The organism is Rubripirellula obstinata (genome assembly GCF_001642955.1).
GTDB lineage: Bacteria > Planctomycetota > Planctomycetia > Pirellulales > Pirellulaceae > Rubripirellula > Rubripirellula obstinata.
In genome coordinates, this window is the sequence record NZ_LWSK01000204.1 from 1 (window position 1) to 5,403 (window position 5,403).

General features: G+C 54.7%; 9 protein-coding genes. All 9 read left to right on the plus strand.

What is annotated here, in order from left to right; all coding sequences use genetic code 11:
- Positions 1 to 80: 80 nt before the first annotated feature.
- Entirely contained in the window at positions 81 to 269 is a 189-nt protein-coding gene (locus RC85_RS27805; RefSeq protein ID WP_149753464.1) for a hypothetical protein, read from the plus strand.
- 622 nt (positions 270 to 891) lie between these two features.
- Entirely contained in the window at positions 892 to 1,194 is a 303-nt protein-coding gene (locus RC85_RS24655; protein WP_068267425.1) for a hypothetical protein, read from the plus strand.
- A gap of 159 nt (positions 1,195 to 1,353) precedes the next feature.
- A complete protein-coding gene (locus RC85_RS24660) occupies positions 1,354 to 2,052 on the plus strand; it encodes a hypothetical protein (protein WP_157594055.1) in 699 nt (232 codons plus the stop codon).
- 379 nt (positions 2,053 to 2,431) lie between these two features.
- Positions 2,432 to 2,722: a hypothetical protein gene (locus tag RC85_RS27810; protein ID WP_162273263.1), complete on the plus strand. Its 291-nt coding sequence runs from the start codon at positions 2,432 to 2,434 to the stop codon at positions 2,720 to 2,722.
- A gap of 135 nt (positions 2,723 to 2,857) precedes the next feature.
- A complete protein-coding gene (locus RC85_RS27815) occupies positions 2,858 to 3,151 on the plus strand; it encodes a hypothetical protein (protein WP_162273264.1) in 294 nt (97 codons plus the stop codon).
- A 765-nt stretch (positions 3,152 to 3,916) separates the two neighbouring features.
- Entirely contained in the window at positions 3,917 to 4,174 is a 258-nt protein-coding gene (locus tag RC85_RS27225) for a hypothetical protein (protein ID WP_162273265.1), read from the plus strand.
- Between the two features lie 13 nt (positions 4,175 to 4,187).
- Positions 4,188 to 4,388, plus strand: a complete 201-nt coding sequence (locus tag RC85_RS29110; protein ID WP_420821408.1) for a PF20097 family protein — start codon at positions 4,188 to 4,190, stop codon at positions 4,386 to 4,388.
- Between the two features lie 460 nt (positions 4,389 to 4,848).
- Positions 4,849 to 5,097 (plus strand): hypothetical protein, encoded by a 249-nt coding sequence (locus RC85_RS27820; RefSeq protein ID WP_162273266.1) that lies wholly within the window; start codon positions 4,849 to 4,851, stop codon positions 5,095 to 5,097.
- Positions 5,098 to 5,275: 178 nt separating this feature from the next.
- Positions 5,276 to 5,398 (plus strand): hypothetical protein, encoded by a 123-nt coding sequence (locus RC85_RS28935; protein ID WP_261340494.1) that lies wholly within the window; start codon positions 5,276 to 5,278, stop codon positions 5,396 to 5,398.
- The last annotated feature ends 5 nt before the right edge of the window (positions 5,399 to 5,403 follow it).

Below are 5,403 nucleotides of genomic sequence, written 5' to 3' on the forward strand. Positions count from 1 at the left end.
CGCCTGAATTCGAGCACTCGATTTACTGCTGCTCGCCGAAACTTGCTTGAACGTCCGCTCTTTGTTACGATTCCAAAACGGTGACTGCCACCCACAAGGACGAAGTCCGCGCTGACGGATCGCATCGCGACGGTGTTTTGCGGATAACCATTGCATGCACCGGAGTGGCGGCCGCACGCTTTCCTCTCTGCTTGCACGTCAAATCCCGCCACCTCGGTGATGCATACCGTTATCCGACTGACAGGATCCGTCTAGTTCGCCGACACTAGCCTCGCCCCAATGCGTTTTTCTATACGGTCGCTTCTTGTCACGTCGCTTGTTTTCGCGATTATTTTTGTTCTCGCTAAGATTGCCTTGGTGCTGATTGTTACTGCGATGCTTACCGGACCGTTTTTCGTGCTTATCTATTTTCGCAAGAAACTCACGAGTAAAACACAACCGCATCTGTACTTGACTGGATTTGCGGTTTCTCTCATCTTGCTTTACGTCGCGTCAACTGGCCCCTTCCAACTGCTCTACGCGCACCGTGGATACAGCGGCATATACTTTGCTGACGATTCTGTTGATACTTTTAATAGCTGGTTCTACGCCCCATTGGAATTCAAGGCGTTACGAAGTTTTCCTTGCGCGAACGACGCTTTCCTTGACTACAAGTACGGATGGCGAACGTTTGGAAGGGAAACACTTCGCCGCGTTGTCCGCCTTGTTGCGTAGCGATCACAACGCGTGCACGAATAGCAAGACTGCGGATAACCATCGGTTGCACCGGAGCGGCGGTGGTCGCGTTTTCCTTTTACTTGCACCTTTTTCGCCGCCGCCCGGTGAACCGTACCGTTATCCGACTAAGTCTATGAATGCGTTACTCCCTGAAATTGGTCCACTACACTCGCGATGACGAAATACTTAGAACATGGCGTCCTCGCTGAATTGCCCAGCGAACTCTCGTATCTCATCGAACCCGCTCTGCGTTACGGGCAAAATCAGTTCGATGACGACATCTTTTCATTTCTCGACTCTGCAACTGACATCCAAATGGCGGAACTTGCAACAATTGCAGAACGAGTGCAAAACAACGACCACTACGCTGACGTGAACAAGTTCCTCGACCTCTACCCCATTACTGACCACAGCGAATGCTCTTGCCTGTACTTCCTGTTTGGCGTACTGGACCATGCGGGATTGAATTTCGACTGACGCTACCCATGCTACAAGGATAACCATTGCATGCACCGGAGTGGCGGCCGCACACTTTTCTCTCTGCTTGCACGTCAAATCCCGCCACCTCGGTGATGCATACCGTTATCCGACTGAAATGCACCCTGCGACATCCGCCACACACGCTTAGAATGCACTATGACTGACCCCTGGGAACGACTCCAAACTGCCGCTGGCGCGTCACTTAACTGGGCTTGGGACGATCTCGCCCAACGAGGCGAGGAAACCGCCCTATTTGCACCAATGGCAAAATTCCCGCAAGCATCGGGATGGCTGGCCGGTAGCATGGCGATGAGCGATGATTCCATAACCCGAAAACTCGCTGCTATGCTTGGCGGATGGTTAGTTGATGGCGATTACAACCGTGATTTGCTCGCAAGAATGTTAGACAACGAACGTGAAATTGCAGCCACGAACATGCTCGACGCCAACTCAGTAGTCGAAGACATCATGTTCGCTGCAACGCGATGGGCCAATGCGTCATCTGACTCCACGCGAAATGCTGGCCGCTCTGTTTTCGCTGGCATTGTTCGTGACGCGATTTCCGGTACTAAATGGAACACCGCAAACTGGGCTTTCGCAAATCTTCACGCTGCGACGACTGGTTCTGATCCTGCAATTGCTGAAGCAATTGCCGCGACTGACTCTCAACTTGATGGTCAACAATTTCTTGCGAACGCAATAGAGGCTATCCGCTCCAATGACGCGGACGCCATCACGCGAATGGTTACTCCACCAAACCCTGCCGTAGGCCTTGCACCTGACAATGATGGGCGACCACTGGCAATCGAACTTTGGGACGCAATTGCCGATGCAGAGGTTGCCGCAAACGCCTGACTGAGCCATAATCGCGGATAACCATCGCATGCACCGGAGCGGCGGTGGTTCGCTTTTTCGTTTGCTTGCAAGTCTTTCGCCGCCGCCCGGTGATGCGTACCGTTATCCGACTGAGCCGCGGACATTCGCTGCCTTCCTCGCGCCCTGCGGGGCATATCCGACGCACGACCAACACTGCCTTGCCCCCAATGCTCAACCAACATCGAAGTGCCTACTGCCCTGCGGGGCACCAACCGACGCCTGAATTTCAATGCTCGAACAACGCCGGTGTGCCGGATGCACTGCGTGGCACTAACCAACGCCTGTCTTCTAGCACTCGATATACTCCTGCCCTACGAAACTTGCTTGAACGATCACTCTTTGCTACGACTTACACATTGTGATGGTCACCCACGTGGACGAAGTCCGCGCTGATGGAACGCATCGCAATGGTGTTTTCCGGATAACCATTGCATGCACCGGAGTGGCGGCCGCACACTTTTCTCTCTGCTTGCACGTCAATCGCCGCCACCTCGGTGATGCATACCGTTATCCGACTGAGCCGCGGACACTTGCTGCCCGCCTCGCGCCCTGCGGGGCACATCCGATGCTCGACCAAAACCGCTTTGCCCCCAACACCCAATCAAGACTCAAGTCCAGACTGCCCTGCGGGGCACCAACCGACGCCTGAATTGCAATGCTCAATCAATGCTGACGTGCCGGATGCACTGCGTGGCACCAACCAACGCCTGTCTTCGAGCACCCGATTTAACGCTGCCCACCAAAACTTGCTTGACCGACCGCTCTTTGCTACGATCTACACACGGTGATTGTCACCCACGGGGACGAAGTCCGCGCTGACGGATCGCATCGCAATGGTGTTTTTCGGATAACCATTGCATGCACCGGAGTGGCGGCCGCACGCTTTCCTCTTTGCTTGCACGTCAAATCCCGCCACCTCGGTGATGCATACCGTTATCCGACTGAAAATATCCCGCCTGCCAACTACCCCTGTGAATTCAATTGCGTACACTCGGTTACTTCTTGCTCTTTGTTGTTGCGGGCCTTATCTGCGGCGCTACTACTGCTGCCGCCCTTGGCACAATCTACGCTGAACTGATCGACATCCCCAAATTCGAGGGCGCTAGAGGCTTTGCCGTTGTTGGCATTATGATTCTGGGCGCGATTGGAGGCCCATTTGCCGGACTGGCACTTGCTGGTAAAAATGTATCGCTTCAGCGCTCCTCAGACTTTTTTGAAGATGCACCTTCGTCACGATCGGCTCGACTTCTTTTTGTGTCCGGCTCTTACACGTTGTTCTGTGGCATGCTCGGGTTGGTCCCGACCTTTGCGTCGGGTTACACACACATGGGCATTTTGACTACGGCGTGGGTTCTAATTGCAATCGCAACCTCGCTTGCGATGACTGTTCCGTGCTTCGCGAAATCAGTAAAATGCTTCACACTGCTTGGCACCCAATTCGCGTGTACGGTGGGCGTCATTGCTCTCTGGCTAGAATACGGATAACCATCGCATGCACCGGAGCCGGGCTTGCAGGCGGGTTTTTCTGCTTGCAAGTCAACACTCCCGGCCCGGTGATGCGTACCGTTATCCGACTGAGCCGCGGACATTTGCTGCCTTCCTCGCGCCCTGCGGGGCACAACCAATGCACGACCAATACCGCTTTGCCCTCATTGCTCGAACTACACCGAAGTGCCGACTGCCCTGCGGGGCATCAACCAACGCCCGAATTCCAATGCACTATCAATGACGACGTGCCGGATGCACTGCGTGGCATCAACCAACGCCCGCACTTAGACACTCGATTTACCGATGCTCGCCGAAACTTGCTTGACCGATCACACTTTGCTACGATCTACACATGGTGGTTGTCACCCGCGGGGACGAAGTCCGCGCCGACGGACCGCATCGCAACGGTGCATTGCGGATAACCATTGCATGCACCGGAGTGGCGGCCGCACGCTTTTCTCTCTGCTTGCACGTCAAATCCCGCCACCTCGGTGATGCATACCGTTATCCGACTGAAAGACTCGTTGCACACAATCAATCCAACACCCGTAACGCAACCGATGATGGCAAACGAATCGCAGCAATCACCTTACTTGCCGCCGACATCAATTGACGCGTCGACGCAAATGCCATGTCCAAGTTGCGGAATCGCAATGGACCAAGGCGACGTTGTCTCAAGTACCCGCGTCAACTGGCGATCGTACACCATATCCACAATGAAGCGCATTTTCTCGCAGGGCCACCGGATTGGTAAAACGAAATGGGGACTTGGATACCGGATCCCTGCTTTCCACTGCGAACAATGTCGACTGTTTATGATTCGCTAGGCTTTCTATCTTTGCTTGCATATCACTCACCTTCACACCCGACGGATAACCATGGGATGCACCGGAGTGGGACTTGCGGCCGTTTCCTGATGGTTACCTTTTCCCTTCCCACCCGGTGATCCCGGTCGTTATCCGACTGAGAATGTGAATCCGTACGAACCATCAATACGCAGTCCTCGCGACACACGCCTTTGCGTACTTTGCGAGCAAGCCATCCCGAGGACGTTCTCACCACTGCAGCGGGTGCGTTGCGTCGGTTGCGGGTGTGACCTTGCACTAAAGCTTTCTGCGCGATGCACGATTGTTTCCAACCTGTTCTTTGCCGCAGCCAGCTTGATCCTTATCTACCTACCGACGGGTATTCTTAATAAGGTGCTGCTCTTCGCCGCGTTGGTGTCATTGCTTTTCCTCGCGATCGGTCTTTTGACTTCGCTGTGGGGGCAACTCTGGCCGACCAGAGATGGTACGTTTGTGTCTCGCCGCCAACTTTCCCTCGCTCGCAATCGCTATCGTGCGGGTGACGGCGGATAACCATCGCATGCACCGGAGCGGCGGTGGTCAGTTTTCCTGTTTGCTTGCAAGTCTTTCGCCGCCGCCCGGTGATGCGTACCGTTATCCGACTGAGTCGCGGACATTTGCTGCCTTCCTCGCGCCCTGCGGGGCACAACCAACGCACGACCGATACCGATTTACCCCAACGCCCGACTAAGACTCGAGTGCCGACTGCCCTGCGGGGCATCAACCAACGCCTGAATTACAATGCTCAATTAATGCCGACGTGCCGGATGCACTGCGTGGCACCAACCAACGCCTGTATTCGAGAACTCGATTTGCTGCTCTCGCCGAAACTTGTTTGACCAACGAAACTTTGCTACTATCTACACACGGTGATGGTCACCCACGGGGACGAAGTCCGCGCTGACCGATCGTATCGCATTGGTGTGTTGCGGATAACCATTGCATGCACCGGAGTGGCGGCCGCACGCTTTTCTCTCTGCTTGCACGTCTAATCCCG